The 20,570-nt window shown below is 68.0% G+C and carries 18 protein-coding genes; 6 read left to right on the forward strand and 12 right to left on the reverse strand.

Translation table 11 applies throughout. The features are described from left to right. Positions 1 to 17 precede the first annotated feature (17 nt). Genes AC1MED_RS15125 through AC1MED_RS15140 form a run of 4 tightly spaced genes read right to left on the reverse strand, consistent with a single transcriptional unit; the run spans position 18 to position 4,674 of the window. Positions 18 to 1,469: a glycoside hydrolase family 1 protein gene (locus AC1MED_RS15125; RefSeq protein ID WP_479784061.1), complete on the reverse strand. Its 1,452-nt coding sequence runs from the start codon at positions 1,467 to 1,469 to the stop codon at positions 18 to 20. After that, entirely contained in the window at positions 1,466 to 2,392 is a 927-nt protein-coding gene (locus tag AC1MED_RS15130) for a carbohydrate ABC transporter permease (RefSeq protein ID WP_479784063.1), read from the reverse strand. Before AC1MED_RS15130 ends, AC1MED_RS15125 begins: the two co-directional genes overlap by 4 nt. Beyond that, positions 2,389 to 3,378 (reverse strand): carbohydrate ABC transporter permease, encoded by a 990-nt coding sequence (locus tag AC1MED_RS15135; protein ID WP_479784065.1) that lies wholly within the window; start codon positions 3,376 to 3,378, stop codon positions 2,389 to 2,391. The genes AC1MED_RS15130 and AC1MED_RS15135 overlap by 4 nt, the downstream gene beginning before the upstream one ends. A gap of 3 nt (positions 3,379 to 3,381) precedes the next feature. Next, complete coding sequence (locus tag AC1MED_RS15140; protein WP_479784067.1) at positions 3,382 to 4,674, reverse strand: ABC transporter substrate-binding protein; 1,293 nt, start codon at positions 4,672 to 4,674, stop codon at positions 3,382 to 3,384. 286 nt (positions 4,675 to 4,960) lie between these two features. Here AC1MED_RS15140 and AC1MED_RS15145 point away from each other — a divergent pair, with 286 nt between their 5' ends. After that, on the forward strand, positions 4,961 to 6,868 hold the full coding sequence (locus tag AC1MED_RS15145) for an adenylyl cyclase (protein ID WP_479784069.1): 1,908 nt from the start codon (positions 4,961 to 4,963) through the stop codon (positions 6,866 to 6,868). A 224-nt stretch (positions 6,869 to 7,092) separates the two neighbouring features. Next, positions 7,093 to 8,301 (forward strand): globin domain-containing protein, encoded by a 1,209-nt coding sequence (locus AC1MED_RS15150; protein WP_479784071.1) that lies wholly within the window; start codon positions 7,093 to 7,095, stop codon positions 8,299 to 8,301. 76 nt (positions 8,302 to 8,377) lie between these two features. Here the strand turns inward: AC1MED_RS15150 and AC1MED_RS15155 are convergent, their stop codons facing one another. Both AC1MED_RS15155 and AC1MED_RS15160 read right to left on the reverse strand, forming a co-directional pair. Continuing rightward, positions 8,378 to 11,080 (reverse strand): S1 family peptidase, encoded by a 2,703-nt coding sequence (locus tag AC1MED_RS15155; RefSeq protein ID WP_479784072.1) that lies wholly within the window; start codon positions 11,078 to 11,080, stop codon positions 8,378 to 8,380. A 9-nt stretch (positions 11,081 to 11,089) separates the two neighbouring features. Beyond that, the gene (locus AC1MED_RS15160) at positions 11,090 to 11,827 is read right to left on the reverse strand and encodes a tyrosine-protein phosphatase (protein WP_479784074.1); all 738 of its coding nucleotides are present in this window, start codon (positions 11,825 to 11,827) and stop codon (positions 11,090 to 11,092) included. A 213-nt stretch (positions 11,828 to 12,040) separates the two neighbouring features. Here AC1MED_RS15160 and AC1MED_RS15165 point away from each other — a divergent pair, with 213 nt between their 5' ends. Further along, positions 12,041 to 12,886: an SGNH/GDSL hydrolase family protein gene (locus AC1MED_RS15165; protein ID WP_479784076.1), complete on the forward strand. Its 846-nt coding sequence runs from the start codon at positions 12,041 to 12,043 to the stop codon at positions 12,884 to 12,886. Here the strand turns inward: AC1MED_RS15165 and AC1MED_RS15170 are convergent. Next, entirely contained in the window at positions 12,883 to 13,491 is a 609-nt protein-coding gene (locus AC1MED_RS15170) for a GNAT family N-acetyltransferase (RefSeq protein WP_479786703.1), read from the reverse strand. The genes AC1MED_RS15165 and AC1MED_RS15170 overlap by 4 nt on opposite strands. Positions 13,492 to 13,622: 131 nt before the next feature. On the opposite strand from AC1MED_RS15170, the gene AC1MED_RS15175 reads away from it, so the two are divergent. Then, positions 13,623 to 14,063 (forward strand): SRPBCC family protein, encoded by a 441-nt coding sequence (locus AC1MED_RS15175; protein ID WP_346957772.1) that lies wholly within the window; start codon positions 13,623 to 13,625, stop codon positions 14,061 to 14,063. Positions 14,064 to 14,076: 13 nt separating this feature from the next. Here the strand turns inward: AC1MED_RS15175 and AC1MED_RS15180 are convergent, their stop codons facing one another. The 4 genes from AC1MED_RS15180 to AC1MED_RS15195 form a co-directional block, all read right to left on the reverse strand. Next, complete coding sequence (locus tag AC1MED_RS15180; RefSeq protein ID WP_479784078.1) at positions 14,077 to 14,949, reverse strand: 3-hydroxyacyl-CoA dehydrogenase family protein; 873 nt, start codon at positions 14,947 to 14,949, stop codon at positions 14,077 to 14,079. 2 nt (positions 14,950 to 14,951) lie between these two features. After that, positions 14,952 to 15,767, reverse strand: coding sequence for an enoyl-CoA hydratase/isomerase family protein (locus AC1MED_RS15185; RefSeq protein ID WP_479784080.1), 816 nt, complete (start codon positions 15,765 to 15,767; stop codon positions 14,952 to 14,954). After that, on the reverse strand, positions 15,767 to 16,978 hold the full coding sequence (locus tag AC1MED_RS15190) for a thiolase family protein (RefSeq protein WP_479784082.1): 1,212 nt from the start codon (positions 16,976 to 16,978) through the stop codon (positions 15,767 to 15,769). The genes AC1MED_RS15185 and AC1MED_RS15190 overlap by 1 nt, the downstream gene beginning before the upstream one ends. A 124-nt stretch (positions 16,979 to 17,102) precedes the next feature. Beyond that, a complete protein-coding gene (locus AC1MED_RS15195; protein WP_479784084.1) occupies positions 17,103 to 17,759 on the reverse strand; it encodes a pentapeptide repeat-containing protein in 657 nt (218 codons plus the stop codon). A gap of 143 nt (positions 17,760 to 17,902) precedes the next feature. On the opposite strand from AC1MED_RS15195, the gene AC1MED_RS15200 reads away from it, so the two are divergent. Both AC1MED_RS15200 and AC1MED_RS15205 read left to right on the forward strand, forming a co-directional pair. Further along, the gene (locus AC1MED_RS15200) at positions 17,903 to 18,079 is read left to right on the forward strand and encodes a CsbD family protein (RefSeq protein WP_346957777.1); all 177 of its coding nucleotides are present in this window, start codon (positions 17,903 to 17,905) and stop codon (positions 18,077 to 18,079) included. Positions 18,080 to 18,194: 115 nt separating this feature from the next. Then, positions 18,195 to 18,959, forward strand: coding sequence for a dienelactone hydrolase family protein (locus tag AC1MED_RS15205; protein ID WP_479784086.1), 765 nt, complete (start codon positions 18,195 to 18,197; stop codon positions 18,957 to 18,959). Positions 18,960 to 19,094: 135 nt separating this feature from the next. Here AC1MED_RS15205 and AC1MED_RS15210 read toward each other — a convergent pair whose 3' ends face one another. Then, positions 19,095 to 20,555 carry an amino acid permease gene (locus AC1MED_RS15210; RefSeq protein WP_346957779.1) on the reverse strand — a complete coding sequence of 487 codons (1,461 nt, stop codon included), beginning with the start codon at positions 20,553 to 20,555 and terminating at the stop codon, positions 19,095 to 19,097. Positions 20,556 to 20,570 lie beyond the last annotated feature (15 nt).

Below are 20,570 nucleotides of genomic sequence, written 5' to 3' on the forward strand. Positions count from 1 at the left end.
CTGCCCAGGGACGGGCCCTACCCCGCCGGCAGGGCGTTCGCCGCCGCCACTGCCGAGTACCAGAGGCCGCTGGCCTTGGGGATCCGCCGCTGGGTTTCGTAGTCCACCCGGACCAGGCCGAAGCGCTGGTGGTAGCCGTACGCCCACTCGAAGTTGTCCAGCAGCGACCAGGCGAGGTAGCCGCGGACGTCCGCGCCGGCGTCGATCGCGGCGTGCACGGCGCGCAGGTGCGCGTCGAAGAAGGCCAACCGGTCCTGGTCGTCAACGAAACCGTTGGCGTCGGGAGCGTCCGTGTACGCGGCGCCGTTCTCCGTCATGTAGAGCGGGATGCCGGCCGGGCCGGTGTACTCCTGCTGGAGCCGGATCAGCAACCGGTACAGGCCCTCGGGCTGCACCTCCCAGCCCATCCCGGTCACCGGAAGACCGCGCGGCACTGACTGCACACCCTCGGCCGAGACAAACGGCGTTGCCTCACGCCTGTCGGCCGACTCCGGCGCGGCCTGCGCCGTCGTCGTCACGGGGTCCGGCCGGACCTGTTCCTCGGCTTCCGCCCCCTGGGTCAGCGCCTCGCCCTGGTAGTAGTTGACCCCGAGCAAATCCAGGGGCGCCGCGATGACGGCCAGGTCACCGTCCTGCACCACCGTGTCGAACCCGAGACCGGCGACGTCGTCCAGCACGTCCGCGGGGTACTCGCCGTGGAAGAGCGGGTCGAGGAAGATCCGGTTGTGCAGGCCGTCGATCCGGCGGGCTGCATCCCTGTCGCTGGCGGAGCCGGGGTCGGCAGGGTCGGCGACCGTGAGGTTCAGGGTGATGCCGAGGCTGGCCTCCGGGTCGCGCCGGCGCAGTTCCGCGGCCGCGAGCCCGTGTCCGAGCAGGAGGTGGTGTGCAGCCGCGAGGGCGGCCGCCGGTTCCTGCCGGCCCGGGGCGTGGACACCAGCGGCGTAACCGAGAAACGCCGAACACCACGGCTCATTGAGCGTGGTCCAGATGCGGACCCGGTCGCCCAGGGCGTCGTGCATGAGCACGGCGTAGGCGGCGAAGAGCTCGGCGGTTTCGCGGTTTGCCCAGCCCCCTTCGTCCTCCAGCGCCTGCGGCAGGTCCCAGTGGTAGAGCGTCAGCCAGGGAGTGATGCCTGCGGCGAGGAGGGCGTCAACGAGCCGGGAGTAGAACGCGATCCCCTCGGGGTTCGGCGTCCTGCCATCGGGCATGCAGCGGGCCCACGACGTCGAGAAGCGGTACGCCTTGAGGTTCAGCGATTTCATTAGCTCGACGTCCTGGCCCGAGCGGTGGTAGTGGTCGCACGCCACGTCGCCGTTGTGGGCGTCCGCGACGGCACCGGGGACCCGGGCGAAGGTGTCCCAGATCGAGTCCTTCCGTCCGCCCTCATGGGCAGCCCCTTCGATCTGGTAAGCCGCGGTGGCCGCGCCCCACAGAAAACCGTCGGGGAATGTGATTGGGGTGGTGCTCATCCTTTGACTGCTCCTTGCATGATTCCTGAAACGAGTTGGCGACCTGCCGCAATAAAGAGCAGCAAGAGCGGGATGGTGGCGAGGACAGCCCCGGCCAGCACCACTGAGTAATCCACGAAGTGCGCAGCCTGCAGCAACTGCAGTGCCACCGGCAGGGTCGGGTTGGACGGGTCCAGCACAATGAAGGGCCAGAAAAAGTTGGTCCAGGTGGCGACGAAGGTGAAGAGAGCCAGCATCGCCGCGGCCGGCCGGGCCGCGGGGAAGCCGACGTACCAGAACGCCTGGATCATGGACGCTCCGTCCATCCGGACGGCTTCGATGAGCTCGTCCGGAAGGGCATCGCGCAAATACTGGGTCATCCAGAACACTCCGAAGGCGGTGACGACCCCGGGGATGATGACCGCCCAGAGGGAACCGGTCCAGCCCAGCTTCGCCATCACAATGAACAGCGGAACCACGCCCAGCTGGGTGGGTACCGCCATGGTGGCGATCACAAAAACCAGAAGCCCCTTGCTGCCGCGGAAGCGCAGTTTGGCGAAGGCGAAGCCCGCGAGAGTGGAGAAGGCCACCACCGAGGCGGCCGTGACGGTGGAAACCAGGACGCTGTTGCCCATGGCTTTCCAGAAGGGGATGCTGTCAAAGACCTTTGCCGCGTTGGCCAGGAAGTTCCCGCCCGGCAGGACCGGGACACCCCGGCTGAGCACCGTGCTGTCATGGCTGCCCACCAGGAAGGACCAGTACAGCGGGAAAAGCGACGCCAGCAGGACCGCGCCGAGGAAGCCGTAGGTCAGGGATCCGGGCCGGCGTCCGCCGCCTGCGCCGCGCCGATTGCGCGGGCCGCCGGCTGGGCGGTTCGGCCGGCTGGCCGCAGCCCTCGCGGCGCCTTTGCCGGCGGTCTGCCGGATCATGGGAATGGAGCTCATTTGCGGCCTCCCTGGCCGGCGATACGCCGTGTGAGTAGAAAGTTCAGCAGCGCAATGAGCACAATCATCAGGAACAGCAGCCACGCCACCGCCGATGCCCTGCCGAAGTTGCGCTGGCCCCAGCCCAGTTCCCAGATGTACATGGTGAGGGTCTGCCACTGCCGGTCGGCGCCGCCGAGCCCGGACTGGTCGAACACGCGCGGCTCGTCGAAGATCTGCAGGCCGCCGATCGTGGAGGTGATGGCCACGAAGATGACCGTGGGCCGGAGCATCGGGACCGTCACCGACAGGAACTGCCTGACCCGGCCGGCGCCGTCGATGGTGGCGGCTTCGAAGACCTCGCGCGGGATGGCCTGCATCGCTGCAAGGAAGATCAATGCGTTGTAGCCGATCCAGCGAAAGTTCACCATGGTGGCGATCGCGAGGTGGCTGGCCAGCTGGTCGGAATGCCAGCGGACCGGGTCAAGGCCGACGAGGTCCAACGTTTCGTTGACGAGACCAAACTGGTCCGCAAACAAATTGTTGAAGATGAGTCCAACTGCCACCGGAGCGACGACGAAGGGCACCAAAACACCCATCCGCCAGAACGTCTTGGCGCGCAGGTTCGCGTCCAGCACGGCTGCGATCAACAGCGCCAGCACCACCTGCGGCACGGAGGAGAGCAGGAAGATGCTCAGCGTGTTGCCCACGGCGTTCCAGAAATACGGCTGTCCAAGGACCAAGCCGAAGTTCTCGAGTCCGATGAACTTGCCCTGGCCGCCGATCAGGTTCCAGTTGTGCAGGGAAACCCAGCCGGTATAGAGCAGCGGGAACAAGCCCGTGAGGGCAAACAGCAGGAAGAACGGCGAGATGTACAGGTAGGGCGACACCTTGACGTCCCACCGTGACAGCCGCTGCGAAAACGCGAGCCGCCGGACGTTCTTGCTGCTGGACTCTTCGTCGTCAACCACTTGGCCGTGAGGCCTGACCCGGTCCGTTACTGACATGACTTACAGGGACTTCACAGCGGTGAGGAACTTCGCCCAGGAGGACTCGGCGTCGTCCTTCTTGTCCACGTCCACGCGGGTGAGGGCCTGCTGCATGGCGTCGTTGATGGCGAAGAACTTCGGGCCCTTGAACGGGGTGGCACCGACGGCCTTGGCCCGCTCTGCGAAGATCTTGCCGGTGGGGGCGTTATTGAAGAACTTGTTCGTCTGGCCCAGCAGCGCCTCGCTGTCCAGCGCCTTGACCTGGCTCGGGAACGTGCCCTTGGCGGTGAAGGCCTTGATCTGCTGTTCCGGGGCGGTCAGCCAGGCCGCGAGCTTCTTGGCTTCGGCCTGGTGCTTGCCCTGTGCCGGAACGGTCAGGTACGACCCGCCCCAGTTTCCGCCGCCGCCGGGGAAGACGTTGGCCACGTCCCAGCCCTTGACGCCGGTGGCGTTGCCTTCGATCACGCCGAGCATCCAGCCCGGGCAGAGGGTGGTTGCGAACTTCTGGGACTGGAAACCGGCCACCCAGTCGTTGCTCCACTGGGCCAGGTGTGCCGAGAGGTTGTCCTTCGTCGAGGCATCAAGGACCTTGGTGTAGACGTCCTTCACGGCCGGGTTTTCGGCGGCGATGACGGTGCCGTCCTCGTTTTCGTAGGCCTTTTCCAGCTGGTTGCTCATGCCCTGGTAGATGGCTCCGGCGGAGTCGAACCAGGCCGCGCCGGTCTTCGCGGCAACGAACTTCTTGCCGGCATCGAAGTAGCTGTCCCAGGTGGTGCCGAGCATCTGGGCAACTGCTTCGCGGTCCGTGGGGAGACCCGCGGCTTTGAACAGTGCCGAGTTGTAGCAGACAGCTTCGGGACCGGAGTCGGTGCCGTAGCCAATGAGGTGGCCGTCCTGGGTGGTTGCGGCCTCGGTCTTCCAGTCCAGCCAGCGGCCCTCGACGGCGGGATCCTTCAGGTCCACGAACTGGTCGGGATACTGCTTGAGTTCGGAGAGCCAGTCGACCTCGATGGCCTCGACGTCCGAGAGGCCGGATCCTGCGGCCAGGCGGGTGGTGAGGTTGTCGCGCGCCTCGTTGGTGGTGGCGGCTTTCTTGTGCTGGATCTTGACGTTGGGGTTGAGGGCCTCGTATTCCTTGAGCAATCCCTCGTAACCGAACTCGTTGAAGGTGGCGAGGGTCAGGGTCACCGGCTCCTTGCCGGTTTCACCCGTCGGGGCGGCGGCCTTGGGCGCATCCGCTCCGCAGCCGCTCAGGGCGAGGGTAAGGCAGGCAGCTGACGCCGACAGGGCGGCTAGCTTGCGGGGAAATTTCACGCGGGGACTCCTTTGTCAGGGTGGGTGCACCGGAGCGGTGCGGGGGCGGACGCCCCGGATCGCTGGCAGAGAGGGCCTCGGCCTCGGCGTGGGAGCGCTCTCACGAGCATGGTGTCGCAGATCACTTCGGCTTGTCAAGCGCCGCCGCCCAGCGCACCCGGACCCCTTGCCCGGCGTCGGAGGCGGGTGTTACGCTTCCCGGCGGGAGCGCTCCCACACCCCGCCGGCGCGGCATTCCCCATCCCTCCGCGCAGAGCCCCGCACCCCACAGAGAGCAGGACCAGCAATGCCGCTAGCCCCCTTCCGCCGCCGCCCGACGGCCATACCCAGCCACCCCAGGAAGCCCGCGCGCCTCCGCGGCAAGCTGCTCGCGGGGACCGCCGCCGTCGTGCTGGGCCTGCTGGCCACCGGCGCCAGCGCCGCCTCCGCTTCAGGCGCCGTCTTGCCAGGCAAACCGGCTCCGGCCCAGGCAAGGCCCACAGCAGCTGCCGATCTGGGCCCCAACGTCCGGATTTTCGACCCCAGCATGCCCGTGGCGGACATCCAGGCCGCGGTGGATGCCATCGCGGCCGCACAGGTTGACGACGAAATGGGAACCAACCGTTACTCCCTGCTGTTCAAACCCGGCACTTATGGCAGCGCTGAAAATCCCCTGATCGTTCAGGTCGGCTATTCAACGGAAGTGGCAGGCCTTGGAGCCTCGCCCACCGACGTCACCATTAACGGCCACGTCGACGCGTACAACCGGTGCCTGACCGCGGACAATTGCATCGCCCTGAACAACTTCTGGCGCTCGGTCTCCAACCTCACCATCAACGTCACCGGGCTCGACGGCTGCCGCGGTTCGGCGAACTTCTGGGCCGCGTCGCAGGCCTCCCCGATGCGGCGGGTCAATGTCACCGGCGGGAATCTCTCCCTGATGGACTACTGCACGGCCGGGCCGCAGTACGCCAGCGGCGGTTACATTTCCGATTCGAAGACCGGTACCGTCATCAACGGTTCGCAGCAGCAGTACTACGTCCGTGACAGCAGCATCGGCGGCTGGTCCAACGGCGTCTGGAACCAGGTGTTCTCCGGAGTCAACGGCGCACCGGCCCAGTCCTTCCCGAACCCGCCCTACACCACTCTGCCCAGCACCCCGGTCAGCCGCGAGAAGCCGTACCTGACCATCGACGCCGCGGGCCGGTACAGCGTCTTCGTTCCCGCGGTCCGGACAGACTCCACCGGCACCACGTGGGAAAACGGCCCGACGGCGGGCCGCAGCATCCCGCTGTCCGACTTCTTCGTCGCCCGCCCATCCGACTCGGCCAAGACCATCAACTCCCAGCTGGCCCGGGGCAAGAACCTGCTGTTCACCCCGGGCGTTTACGACATTGACAGCAGCATCGAGGTCAAGCGCGCCAACACCGTCGTGCTCGGGCTCGGCATGGCCACCCTCACCGCCGTCGGCGGCGCCGTGCCGCTGACCGTCGCGGACGTCCCCGGCGCCGAAATCGCCGGGATCACCATTGATGCCGGAACGGTGAACTCACCGGCGCTGATGCGGGTCGGGAAGGCGCCCAACCCCGGCAACGCCGGCCGGCACAGCGACCCCGCCAACCCCACCTCGCTCCACGATGTGTTCTTCCGCATCGGCGGACCGCACGTCGGCAAGGCCACCCTCAGCCTCGAAGTCAACAGCGACAACGTGCTCCTGGACCACATCTGGGCCTGGCGCGCGGACCACGGAAAGGGCGTGGGCTGGACCTCCAACACCGCTGACTTTGGCGTCATTGTCAACGGTGACCATGTCACTGCCACCGGCCTGTTCGTGGAGCACTACCAGAAGTACAACGTCACGTGGAACGGCGAGCATGGCAGGACAGTCTTCTTCCAGAACGAACTGCCGTACGACGCCCCCAACCAGGCTGCGTGGCAGCATGACGGTGTCCTGGGCTGGGCTGGCTACAAGGTCGCCGACTCGGTGCGCATGCACGAACTCTGGGGCGGCGGCAGCTATGTCTACAACAACGTTGACCCCACCATCCACGCCACCCGGGGCTTCGAAGTTCCGGTCACGCCAGGCGTGAAGCTCCACGGGCTGCTGACGGTCAACCTCGGCGCCGGGACCCTGGACCACGTCGTCAATGACACCGGCGCAGCGGTCTCGACAGACGCAGTCGGAGTGCCCAGCTACGTCGCTGATTTCGGCTAGGACGACGGCGGGCGCGGCCGGTTGGCCCCGCCCGCCCCGTGCTGAGCACCCACCAGCTGCCGGAACGCAAGGGCCGAGGAGGCCAGCCCGCCCGCCTACACGGCACGGCCACCGAGATGTAGGGCCGACCGGCCCGGAACACCTCCGGCCCGGGCTGTTAGCGTGGAAGTGCTGAGTCGCCCGGCACCACCGGGCAGTACCGGTTGCACCGGAAGGGGCCTACCATGCTCTCAGACACTTCACTTCCCGTCATCCAGGCAACGCTGCCCGTGGTCGGCGAGCACATCGAGGAAATCGCCAAACGCTTCTACAAACACATGTTCGACGCGCGACCGGACCTTCTGGACGGCCTCTTCAACCGGGGGAACCAGGCGGACGGACGACAACAACAGGCGCTCGCCGGTTCCATCGCAGCCTTTGCCGGCATGCTGGTGGAGCATCCGGACCAGGTGCCGGACCACCTGCTGTCCAGGGTGGCCCACAAACACGTCTCGCTGGGGCTCAGCCCGGACCAGTACCAGATTGTCCACGACCACCTCATGTGGGCGATCGTGGATGTGCTCGGTGATGCCGTCACTGAAGTGGTCGCCGCCGCCTGGGACGAGGTCTACTGGCTGATGGGAAACCTGCTCATCAACAAGGAGCGCGGGCTGTACAACGCTGTGCACCTCTCCCCCGATACCATTTGGCGGACATGGCGGGTGGTGCAACGGATCCAGGAGACGGACGACGTCCTCTCTTTCGTCGTCGAACGCACCGACGAGCGCGACGTCAAACCGTCCCTGCCGGGGCAATACGTGACGATCAAGATGATGATGCCGGACGGCGTGCACCAACCCCGGCAGTACAGCCTCACCAGGGCCGATGACGGGCACCACCGGCAGTTCGCCGTAAAACGGGTCCATGGGCTCGCGACTCCCGACGGCGAGATGTCTACGCTGCTCCACAACAACGTGCAGGTCGGCGACGAGGTGGTGCTTTCGGCGCCGTTTGGCGACGTGGTGCTGGAATACACGGACCGGCCCCTGGTTATGGCGAGCGCAGGAATTGGGATCACTCCGATGGCCGGCATGCTGTCCCACCTGGTCAAGTCCGGATCCCAGCGCCGGGTGATGCTCCTGCATGCCGATGACAGCGAGACGTCGTTCCCGCTCCGGGCGCAGGTCCGGGAAGATCTCGCGGCACTGCCGGACGGGTCCCTGACGACGTGGTTCCTGAATCCCTCCGACGGAGGGGCGGCGTCCGGTGCGGAGTTCTCCGGTTTCATGGATGTCAGCCAGGCGGAACTTCCCGACGACGCCGAGTATTACCTTTGCGGCCCGCTGCCGTTCCTGAAATCCGTCCGCAGCGCCCTGATCGCCGGCGGCGTGCCGGCCAAGGACATCCAGTACGAGGTTTTCGGACCCGATCTCTGGCTGGCAGACTTCCAGTAGCAGCGGCAGCCGCCGGTCTCCCTGCCCCGGCCGCGGCAGGCTGCTGTCCCTGCCGACCGGGCGGGCCGGCCAGCCCTTAGCGGAGGATGCGTCGCCGCACCCCCGCCACCTGGACCCCGGCCAGGACGACGGCGCCCAGGAGCAGCGCGCCGGCGGCAAGGCCGACTGTCGTCAGGATCGTCCCGGCCCCGGTGTCCGCGAGTTGGCCGGATCCGGCTGTCACCACCACCGGCCTGTCGGCGTTGGTCGCAGCGGCCGGGGCCGCCGGGGCGCCCGGGGCAGCCGGGGCCGCGGCGTCAGCCGCAGGGGCGGGCGGCTCAGCCGGGGTTCCGGGCTCCACCGGGGTTCCGGGTTCCACCGGGGCTGCCGCCGGTGCTGCCAGAATCGTGAACGCCACCTTCCGCGGGGCCGAGGCGACCCCGTCGACCGACTGGGTCACGGACAGGATATGGCGGCCGGGAGCCAGGCGGGCCGGGAAGGGAACACTCCAGCGCCCTTCGGCCACCACCAGTTGCGGCAGCGCCAGGGTCACGGTCCGAGAACCGGCCGCCGCTCCCCCGCCGGCCTGAGCAGCCACGGGTGCTCCGTCAATTAGCACCTTCACCTCGGCGCCGTCGACGCCGGTCCCCTGGATAGTCCGGGGACGCGAGTCGCTGCGGATCTGCGCGCCGTCGGTGATACCGGAGACCGCCGGGGCGGGCGGGCGGACCGTGAAGGTTGCCGCGGCGGCGGGGCTGTCCGGTGCCCCCGCTGTTGAGAGCACGGCCAGCACGTCCACCTTGCCGTAGGGCGCTGGGTGGTCCAGTTGAACCGTCCAGTGGCCGTCGAGTGACACCGTTCCGGCGCCGGCCACGTCGCCGGACAACGTCACCGCGGCGCCGGGCATCCCGGTGCCCTCGATCCGGGTGAGCGAACCGACCGGGTCGCGGGTCGGCGTCGTCAGCGTGGGCGCGGCGGGGGTGGCCGGCGCCACTGTCACCGTGAGCGACGCCGGCACCGACCGGCTGAAGCCGTTGAGCGTTGTGGCCGTGAAGGTGAGCGGCCCGGCCGGCGCCGGAGCGGGGAACTGCCAGGCTCCCGAGCGCCCCACCGGGACCTCAAGGGTCTGCCCCGCCAGGGGGTGCGGGCCCGCAACCGTGATGTGCACTGTGGTGCCCGCCGGCAGCGCGGTGTTGGGCTCGGCGCGGACGGTGCCCGTGATCGGCTCGCCGGCCACCGCCTCGGCGCCGGCGCCGCCCGGGTTGCCGGTCAGCTCGGGGGTGTTGAGGAAGAGCTGGAGCTGGACGCCGCCCGGGATGTGGGACAGGGCGTCCTCCAGGGAGGTCGCGACGGCGAAGTTGGGGGCACCCTGGGGTTCCCCGGCCGAGTGCGTGCCGACCGCGTAGTTGCCGCTGATCCAGGGCCCTCCGGAGTCTCCGCCGCTGGAGGTGACGTCGTAAGAGAGGAAACCCTTGAAGGCGCGCAGATCGCAGGGGGTGACTGGCATGCCGTTGGCGTCGGCACAGGTAGTGCCGACGGTGGGATTGCCGGCGGCGACGTAGATACCGGTCTCGGCCACGGTGCCGCAGGACCAGCCGTCGGTGCGGCCGGAGCGGCAGACCGCCTGGCCCTGGTACGGGGCCGCAGTGCCGACGATCTTCACGGCGGTCCGTGCCGGGCTGGCCGGGTTTTCCCATGTGGTGGCGGAGGGCTGGACGTTGAGTCCCGGACGCAGGCCCTTGAGGACGGCGATGTCCGTGCCGATGTTGCCGGGGCTCGCCTCCGAGCCCGTGATGGGCGAGTTCTTCGGGCCGCCGAACTGGCTGAACCCGAACGTCCCCAGGGGTTTGAGCACAGCCGGGAGGCCCGTCGTCGAGCCTCCCGCGGGCGCCGCGGTGGGCGGCTCGACGTCGGCGTTGACCGCCGTTCCGTCTTCGGCGCAGTGCCCGGCCGTCAGCACCAGGGGCAGGCCGCTCGGGTCGAAGGCTCCGAAGCCGGCAGAGCAAATAGTCATATTGTCGATCACGTAGCCCTGGCCGCCGAACAGGTCATCTTCGGTCTTGATGGCCGTGCCCTTTTCCAGCAGCACGTTGGCGTACCGCGACACGAAGTCGGCGGGCGAGATTTTCCCGGCCACCGGTTCCGCGGCCCGGTTCAGGCTCCCGGCCGCCTGCGCTTCCCGGTCCTGCGCTTCCGGGTCCTGCGCTTCCGGGGTGTTGGTGCCGCCGGTGCGGATGATGAAGTGGCCGTCGGCGTACGCCACAGCTTGCAGCCCGGCCGGTCCCACCTCCCGGACGTAGGCTTCGAAGAGCTGTTCCGTGCTGCCGGCGACCAGTTCCGGGGCGGTCCGGGCCACGGCCGTCGGGGCGGTTGCATCCGGGGCCTTCGGCGCCGGCGCTTCCAGCGTGGGGGCGTGCAGCGCAAATTCGGCCGGCCCGGCGGAGTTGAGTTCGCCGATCCGGGCCTGGAGCTCCGCGCCGGAGCCCTCCACGACGATTTCCCCGTCTTTCAGCCGGATTCCGACGTAGCCCGGCAGCCCGCGGAGGCCGGGCACGGCGTCGGCGGCCCGCTTGGCCAGCGCGCCGGCGGCGTTGAACTCCTCGAGGGTCATGCCCAGGTCCCGGCGGACCGCTTCGGCGAGTCCGGCGTCGCTGATGCCGGCCGGCGGGGAGGCAGTCGGCGATGCGGGCCCGGACGGCCCGGCTTCCGCAAGGGCGGGGGCGGCCAGCGACGACCCCGCGAGCGCGACGGCGACGGCCGCCACGGCGCGCATCACCGACTGGTACCTGGGAGTCTTCACCCGGTTACTCTAGCGCCCCAGTTTGCGCAGAATGGCAGTCACCTCCGGGACCGTTACGCCATTGTGGCCCAAAAACTCCGCGGTCCGCACCTGCCGCACAAAGCCCAGCAGGCTTTGCTGTCGCCGTTCGATCAGGGGCACGAGGACCTCCTCGGGCAGGTACCTCTCATACGGATGCGCAACCCCGGAGACGCGGTGGTAGTCGTTGATGCCCCGTACGGCGCGCTCGTACGCCAGGGCGATTTCAGCCTCCCCCGCGCCGCCCAGGTCCTGGAGCATCGCCGCCACCATGCCGCTGCGGTCGCGGCCGGCCGAGCAATGGATGACGACGCCGCCGGGCGCTGCCGCCACGGCCTTGAAGACAGCCGCGAGGTTCCCGGGGAAGATCCTGGCGTTGTCCGCATACGACGCCGGGTCGTTCAGGTAGGGAACACAAAGCGCCCGGAACTCGCTGTTGCCGGGATCCTCGGTGGGGGCGTGTACGACGTCGAACGCGGCCAGGACCGCCTCGTCCACCGGCGGATCGGTGTCGCGGCGGTGGATCTCGTCCGGATTGCGGAGGTCGATCACGGTCCGGATGCCGCCGTCGTACGCCTGCTGCCAGCCCGCCTCGGTGAGCCATTCCCGGCGCCCCATCCGGTAGACGCTGCCGCAGATGTGCCACGCGTTGACGGCCCCGTCCCAGTCCACCGCACCGGGCTCCGTCAGGCCGGGGGCGTGGACGCTGCGCGGGGCAGGATTTGTCATCTGGAAAGTTAAGCACATTCCGGCCCCGCCGCGCGGGCCGATTCGCGAAACACGGACACCTCGGGACTATTGGCATGGGCCCGGAACCGGGCCGCCGCATAGGGTGGCGGTGGACCCGGCAGCCGCCGAGCCCCATTTTTCAGCCCCTGCCGCCGGGACTGGCACCCCAGTAGGGCACGGGTGCTGTGCCTGCGTGCTACTAAGGGGAACACCATGGGAAATCTGAAACTCCGGCGACGGCGAACGGCTCTGGCGGCCGGTCTCGCAACCCTGGCGATGGCGGTGGGTCTGGCGGTGGTTCCCGCGCAGGCCGCGGAGAAGACCAAGTACATCGCGCTCGGCGACTCTTACGCCGCCGGACAGGGAGCGGGGCCCTACCTGGACAGTTGCTACCGCAGCGATAACACCTATTCCGAGCTCGCCGCGGACGACAAGGCCATCAAACTGGTCACCAACGCAGCCTGCAGCGGCAAGACGACCCAAGAAGTGGTGGCCACCCAGCTGCGCCAGTTGAACAGGAGCACGGAGCTCGTGACCATCACGGCCGGCGGTAACAACCTCGGATTCGGGGAGATCGTCACCAACTGCGGCACGGCAATCTTCGATTCCGCCTTTGCTGCGGCGTGCGCCGATGCCAGCGCAACGGCGAAGGCCAAGCTACTCAGCGGACAGCTGGCCGGGGATGTGGCTTCCATGATCCAGAGCGTGCAGGCTGCCGCTCCCAACGCCAAGATCGTGGTGACCGGCTACCCCTACCTCTTTGATCCGATTCCCGTCGGCCGGACCGATCCGATGTCCCAGTTCATCTACCGGGCCACTGACCTGGCCCGCGGCCTCAACGACTCCATCGCGGTGGCCGCCGCAGCCACCGACCCCACTGCCCTCCGGGTCAAGTACGTCGACGTCCGGACCGCTTTCGCTGGCCATGGCATCCTCTCGAAAGACCCGTGGATCAACGGCGCCATTCCGGACAGCCCGGATGGCTTCCACCCGAACGCCAAGGGCTACGTAGCGTACTTCACGGCTCTGAGCAGCGCCGGAGCCTATTCCGCTCCCTAGCGCCGCTTGGCCAGCCGGAACTCGAGGCCGGCGCGGACCATCGGCCACTCGTGCTCGAGGATGGAGAACACCACGGTGTCGCGCAGCACGCCGTCCGCCGTCCGGGTGTGGCTGCGCAACACGCCGTCCTGTTTGGCGCCCAGCCGGGCGATCGCCTCACGGGACTGGTGGTTGAGCCAATGGGTGCGGAATTCGACGGCGGGGCAGCCGAGCGTTTCGAAGGCGTGCCGGAGCAGCAGCAGTTTGGAGTCCGCGTTGCTGCCGCTGCCGTGCGCGGAGGCGGCGTTCCAGGTGGACCCGATCTCCACCCGGGGCGTCGCCGGGTCGATGTTCATGTAGGTGGTCATGCCGATCACCTTTCCGGGCTTGCCGGTGGCCGGGTCCAGCAGCCGGGTGGTGAACGGCAGCATCGACCCGGCCTGCTGCAGGGCCAGGCGCCGGTCGATTTCGGCAGCCATGGCCTCGGGGGCGGGGACGGAGGTGTACCAGAGCTTCCAGAGCGCACCGTCCCGGACCGCGTCCACCAGGCCGTCGTGGTGGGCGCGGTTGAGCGGCTCCAGCACCACGTACTGGCCGGTGAGGGTGATCGGGTCAATGCGGGGCAGCGCCGGGGTAGTCACGGCACCATCCTAAAGGCGTGGCTACGCCGCGGGCAGGCTTGCGGCTGAAGGTCACCTGGGCGGGCCACCTGCCCGGGCGGGCTGGCAATGCCTGGCGTTCTGGGTAGGCTGGGCCCATGATCACAGTCACCGGCACGGTCCGCTCCGCACTGGAGGCCGGCAAAGCCTTCGCGTATCTCTCGGCTTTCGAGCACACGCCGGAGTGGGACCCCGGCACGCCGGTGGTCAGGAAGCTTTCGGAGGGCCCGGTGGCGGTGGGACACCGCTACCACGCCGAAGCGGAGTTCCGCGGCAAACGCCAAACGCTGATCTACGAGGTGGTGGAGCTCACCGGAACGGTCATCAAGCTGCGCGGCGAAAACAAGACAGTCATCTCCGTGGACACCATCGACGTCAAGCCCTCGGGCGCGGGCTCAGAGGTCCGGTACACGGCGGAATTCCGGCTTAAGGGATGGCGCAAGCTCGCCGAACCGTTCGCGAAGCCGGCCTTCCAGTCACTGGCCGGTCCCGCCATGGACGGCATGAAAAAGAGGCTCGACGCGCTGGCAGCAGGCTAGCCCGCAGGCGGCGTCAGTCGGCCCAGTCGAAGAAGCCCTTGCCGGTCTTGCGGCCAAGTTCGCCGCGGGCCACCTTGTCCCGGAGGATCTGCGGCGGCGCGAAGCGCTCGCCCAGCGTGGAGGCCAGGTATTCGGCAATGCCCAGCCGGACGTCGAGGCCGACGATGTCGGTGGTGCGCAGCGGGCCGGTGGGGTGCTTGTAGCCCAGCACCATGGCGTTGTCGATGTCCTCGGCGGAGGCGACGCCCTCCTCCACCATGCGCATCGCCTCAAGGGCGATCGCGACGCCCAGCCGCGAGGAAGCGAACCCCGGGGCGTCGTTGACGACGACGGCAGTCTTGCCGAGCGCCTCCACCCAGCCGCGGGCTGCCAGGGCGAGGGTTTCCGAGGTCTGCTCCCCCAGGACAACCTCGATCAGGGTGGACGCCGGGACCGGGTTGAAGAAGTGCAGGCCCAGGAAGTTCTGCGGGCGCTTCAGCTCGCGGGCCAGGCCGTTGACCGAGAGCGACGAAGTGTTGGAGGCGAGATAGGCGTCCGCGGCGAGCCGTTCCTCGATTCCGCGCAGCGACGCGACCTTCAGGTCCCAGTCCTCGGGGACGGCCTCCACGACGAGCCGGCGATCCTTGAAGTCGTCATAATCCACGGTCACGGCGAGCCGGGAGACCATCTCGTCGAGGTTCCCGTCAATGGCGCCGCGCTCGATGCTTTTGGCCGCCGCGGACTCCACGCGCTCCCGGGCGGCCTCGGCAGACTCCTCGTCACGCTCGACGACGAGCACGTTGGCGCCGTTGATCAGGAAGGCGTGGGCGATGCCTGCGCCCATCCGGCCGCCGCCGAGCACCCCGACAGTTGCGGGCAGGTTAGCGGGGAGTACCGAGTTGCTCATCGTCAGTTCTTCTTCCGGTCTGAATTCTGGTCGAACTTCGTGGCTGATTTCTTGGACTTTTTATCGAGGAAGGCCTGCATGCGGTCGAACTTCGCCTGGGATTCGAAGAGGATGCCCTGTGCCAGCTGGTCGATCAGCGGGTGCGCCTCGGCCGGGGCATGGAACACGGACTTGGTGATCCGCACCGCGAGCGGGTCCTGCTGCGCGATCCGGTCCGCCAGCGCGTGGGCGGCGTCCATCAGCTGCTCGGGTTCGTGGATCTCGGTGATAAGCCCGACGGCGAGCGCCCGGTCGGCGCGGAGCACGGCGCCGGCCAGCAGGATGTCCTTGGCCACCGGCTCCCCCACCAGTTCCTTGAGCCGCCAGCTGGCCCCGGCGGCGGCAAGAATGCCGAGTCCCGTTTCGGGGTTGCCGATCCGCACCCCGGGGGTGCCGATCCGGAAGTCGGCCGCGTAGGCCAGTTCGGCGCCGCCGCCCAGGCAGAACCCGTCGAGGGCCGCGATGACCGGCATCGGCAGTTTGGCGATCCGGACGAAGATGGTGGAGTTGATGCCCTGCAGCGCGTCGTCGCGCCGTCGTTCACGCAGCTGCGCGATGTCGGCGCCGGACGCGAACACGCCTTCCGTGCCGGCCAGGACCAGCACCTTGGGCACTTGCTCCAGGTACGCGCAGACGCGGTGGAGCTCGTCGACCATCTGCTGGTCGATCGCGTTGCGGACCTCGGGACGGTTGAGCAGCACCACCACCCGGTCCGCGCGCTCCTCGACGAGGAGTGTGCCGAAGCCCGCGGTGTCCAGCCCGCCGGGATGCGCCGCCATTAGACGCGCTCCAGCAGCATGGCCGTGCCCTGGCCAACGCCGATGCACATGGTGACGAGGCCGATTTTAGCGTCCTCGCGTTCCATCCGGCCCAGCAGGGTGATGGCGATCCTGGACCCGGACGAGCCAAGCGGATGCCCCAGGGAGATCGCGCCGCCGTCGCGGTTCACAATCTCCGGGTCGAGGCCGAGCCGGCGCATGGACGCCAGCGACTGGGTGGCGAAGGCCTCGTTGAGTTCCACCGCGCCGAGGTCGCCGACGTCGAGCCCGGCCCGGGCGAGGACCTTCCGGGTGGCCGGAACCGGGCCGATGCCCATGATCTCCGGCTCGCAGCCGGCCGAGGCGCCGTCGATGATACGGGCCCGCGGGGTGAGGCCGAGCTTCTGGATCGCAGCCTCGGACGCGACGATGATCGCGGAGGCGCCGTCGTTAAGGGTGGAGGAGTTGCCCGCGGTGACAACGGAGCCGCCGGCAACGACGGGGCGCAGCCCGGCGAGGACGTCCATGCTGGTGCCGGCCCGGGGCCCTTCGTCGGTGTCAACAACCGTCTCGCCCTTACGGGTCTTGACGGTCACCGGAACGATCTCGTCGGCAAAGCGGCCGGCCGCGATCGCGGCGAGGGAACGCTCGTGCGAGCGGACCGCGAAGGCGTCGGCATCCTCGCGGGAAATGCCGTCCACGCGGGCGACTTCCTCGGCCGTCTCCGGCATGGAGTAGGTCATCTTGCCGTCGCGGGAGAGTTCGCCCTTCTGGAAGAGCGGGTTGGCGAAGCGCCAGCCGATCGAGGTGTCAAAGATCTGTCCCGGCTTGGCGAAGGCGGTCTGCGGTTTCTCCTGCACCCACGGCGCGCGGCTCATGGATTCGACGCCGCCGGCGATCACGATGTCCGCGGCGCCGGATTTGATCATCTGGCTGGCCATGATGATGGCGCTCAGGCCGGAGGCGCACAGCCGGTTGACGGTGATGCCGGGGATGTGGAGCGGAAGTCCGGCCAGCAGGGTGGCCATCCGTGCGACGTTGCGGTTTTCCTCGCCGGCACCGTTGGCGTTGCCGAGGATGACCTCGTCGATGGCGTCCGGGTCAACTCCGGCGCGGGCCACGGCTTCGCGGACCACCAGCGCGGCCAGGTCATCGGGACGGACCGCGGAGAGGGCGCCGCCATACCGCCCCACGGGAGTGCGGGCACCGCCAACAAGAAAAGCCTCGACCATGAGAACATCCTTCACCAAGGGAGCAGGGCCGGCAGCAGAACAAATTACCGACCGTTCGTTCTATAAAGATTACACGGCGGGTCAAGCGGGTCAACCGGACGGCCTTGGATGACGCGGAGGGCCCTCAGGTGACGGTGATACCCAGATGGGCCGCCAGCAGCGGGGCCAGCAGGGAGAGCTGGTCGTCGTCGATCACCAGACCCGTGAGGCTCCCGAGGCCGCTGACCGAGCGGAAACCGGTGCCGCGCAGGTCCACATCCTTGAGCCGGGCGCCGCTGAAGTCCAGGCTGCCGATGGTGCAGTTGCTCAATGCCAGCCGGGTGGCCGTGCAGGAGCCGAGGTCCAGTTCGCCGATGATGCAGTCGCTGATCTGGACGTCGACGAGTTTCGCGCCGCGGAGGTTGACGTAGTCCAGCTTGCCGCCGTCGAGCCGCACCGACTGCCAGCCGCTCTCATACAGTTCCGCCGACCCCCAGCGGGGGTTGCGGATCTCGACGTCGCGCAGGCTTGAGCGCGACGCCCTGAGCACCGGGGCGTAAACCTCGGCCAGGACGCAGTCGCGGAAGCCCGCCCCGCGCAGCTGCGTCTCATTGAAGGAGGCGCCGTCGAACTCGCACTCGACGAAATCGGTGCCGCTGAGCTCCAGCCCGTCCGCCGTCGCGCGGCTGTACCGGACGCCGTCGTAGCGCTCCCCGCGCCGGAAGTCCGGGGTTGCGTCCTCCGTGAGGTCTGCCAACCGGATCGGGGTGAGGCGCGGGGCGGTGACTTTCTTGGGCTCCATAGCCTTGAGCCTAACCGGGCGCCCCAAACCATTCGCCCCGGCGAAATGAATCATCTCGCGGAAGGACTTGAATTAGTAAGCATGCTTCGTGTTATGGTGAAACTGCGTTGAATTTCAACCGGAAACGAAAGGTGGAGTACACCATGGGTATCGGAGACAAGATTCAGAACGAAGCGGAGCACCTCGGCGGCAAGGCCAAGGAAGCTACCGGAAATGCCACGGACAACGACCGCCTGAAGGCCGAAGGCCAGAAGGACCAGGTCGTCGCCGACGCGAAGAAGGTCGGCGAAAACGTCAAGGACGCAGCCAAGCGCGACTAGTCCTAACAATCGACGGCGTCGGACATTCCTTTGGGGGATGTCCGGCGCCGTTTTTTGTGTCCGGGTGCAAGACTGTCCGAACACGACATCAACATGACCCGACACAGGAGCCCACATGGCCAGGAATCCCGCGAACCGGGCTAAAGCCCAGGACACGGATCTGAGCAACGTCGACCTCAGCGGAGCCGGCGCCGGCGGATCACCCCGGCTCAGCGGCTACCTGGCCGAGCCGGAAGGGGACGGACCTTTCCCGGCCGTGCTGATGATCCACGAGGCCTTTGGCCTGGATGGCAACACGGTCCGGCACGCGGAGCGGCTGGCGGCCGCCGGTTATCTGACCCTGGCCGTGGACCTGTTCAGCGACGGCGGGGCGCGCCGCTGCCTGGTGTCGACGATGCGCGCCCTGGCGGCCGGCGAGGGCCGGGCCTTCGCGGACCTGGCGGCGGCCCGCCAGTGGTTGTTGGCTTCCGGCCGCACGACCGGAAAAATCGGCGTCATCGGTTTCTGCATGGGCGGCGGGTTCGCCCTGCTGCTGGCCAATGACGGATTCGACGCCGCGGCGGTGAACTACGGCCGGTTGCCCAGGGATCCGGAAACGGCGCTCGCGGGGGCCTGTCCGATCGTTGCCAACTTCGGCGCGAAGGACCGCAGCCTTCGCGGCGCGGCGGCCCGGCTGGGCTCAGTACTCGACTCACTCGGCGTCGAGAACGATGTCAAGGAATTCGAGACGGCGGGCCACGCGTTCCTCAACGACGCCGAGGCCGGGCCCAGGCCGTTGCGTCCGTTGATGCGCGTGCTCGGCGTCGGTCCGGATCCGCAGGCGGCACCCGAGGCCTGGCGCCGGATCGAAGACCATTTCGCCCGGCATCTGAAGGGCTAGCCGCACCCCTGCCCGGCGGTGTCGCGCGAACGTACACTTGAGGCCCCGAATCGTCGCGGATTCGGGGCCTCAAGTGTACGTTCGCGCCATCAGAGGGGGCCGGGAAGCCGACCCCGATGGTTCAGGACCGTGGTATTAGCTGAACAGCTCGCTCTTGGGAGCGTTGTTCTTGACCTTTTGCCAGCCGAGCCAGAGCACCACCGCGAAGAACGGGATGGTGGCCAGGGTCCACAGGCCCAGCGGGAAGACCTCGCCGGACTTGCTGGTCATGGTGTCGAACCCGATCAGCACCGTGATGGCCAGCAGGGCCACCAGCCCGGCCCAGCTGGTCCAGGGCGACCCCGGCATGGGCAGGGACGAGGCGTTGCCCTTGGTCTTGCGCAGCGCGATCTGGCTGGCGAAGATCGAGCCCCAGGTGAAGATGACGCCGATCGAGGCGGTGTTCAGCGCCAGGTCGAAGGCGTGCGAACCGCCCAGCCAGATGTTCAACAGGATGCCAACCAGGTACACCGCGCCGATCGCCAGGATCGCGGCGTAGGGCACGTGGCTCTTGGACATCCGGGTCAGCCACTGCGGGGCGTGCCCGTTGTTGGCCATGGTGCGGAAGATCCGGCCGATCGAGTACAGGCCGGAGTTGCAGGAGGACAGCGCGGCGGTGATGACGATCATGTTCATGACGTCGCCCATCCACGGCAGGCCCATCTGGCCAAAGACGGTGACAAACGGTGATGTGCCGGCCTTGTACTGGTCCGAGGGCAGCAGCATCGCCAGCAGGGTCACGGACCCGACGTAGAACACCACGATGCGGATCACGACGGCGCGGATGGCCTTGGGGACCTCCTTCGCCGGGTCCTCCATCTCACCGGCGGTGATGCCGACGAGCTCGATGGCGTTGTAGGCGAAGATCACGGCGTTCAGCACCAGGATCATCACCAGGGCGCCCTTGGGGAACATGCCGCCGTCGGCTGCGAAGAGGTTGCTCACCGAGGCGTGACCGTCACCGACCTTCGCGTTGGTGACCACCATGAAGGTGCCGACGGCCAGGAAGATCAGGATGGCCGCGACCTTGAGGACCGAGGCCCAGAACTCGAATTCACCGAACGCCTTGACGCTGAGCAGATTCACGCCGACGAGGAGCAGCAGCGCCGCGATGGCGGTCAGTTCGACCGGCACGTTGGGGAAGAAGAACTGGAAGTACAGCCCGATCGCGATCAGCTCAGCGATGCCCGTCATGGCCCAGTTGATGAAGTACATCCAGCCGGACAGGTAGGCGCCTTTCCGGCCGAACATCTCGCCGGCGTAGCTGACAAACGAGCCGGAGGTCTGCCGGTACATGATGAGTTCGCCCAGGGCGCGCATCAGCAGGTACGCGATCACGCCGGCGATGGCGTAGGAGAAAATCAGGGCGGGGCCGGTCGAGGCCAGGCGCCCGCCGGCACCCATGAAGAGGCCGACGCCGATGGCGCCGCCCATGGCGATCATGGTGACCTGGCGGCCGTTCAGGGACTTCTTATAGCCCTCGGCGCTGAGGGTCGAGTCGACGACGGCGGTTTGCGCCGGCGCGCTCTTAGCTTCGGTGGAAGTACTTTGTGGCACAACTGTTCCTTGTAG

It is taken from the genome of Arthrobacter sp. BI5 (assembly GCF_056680065.1).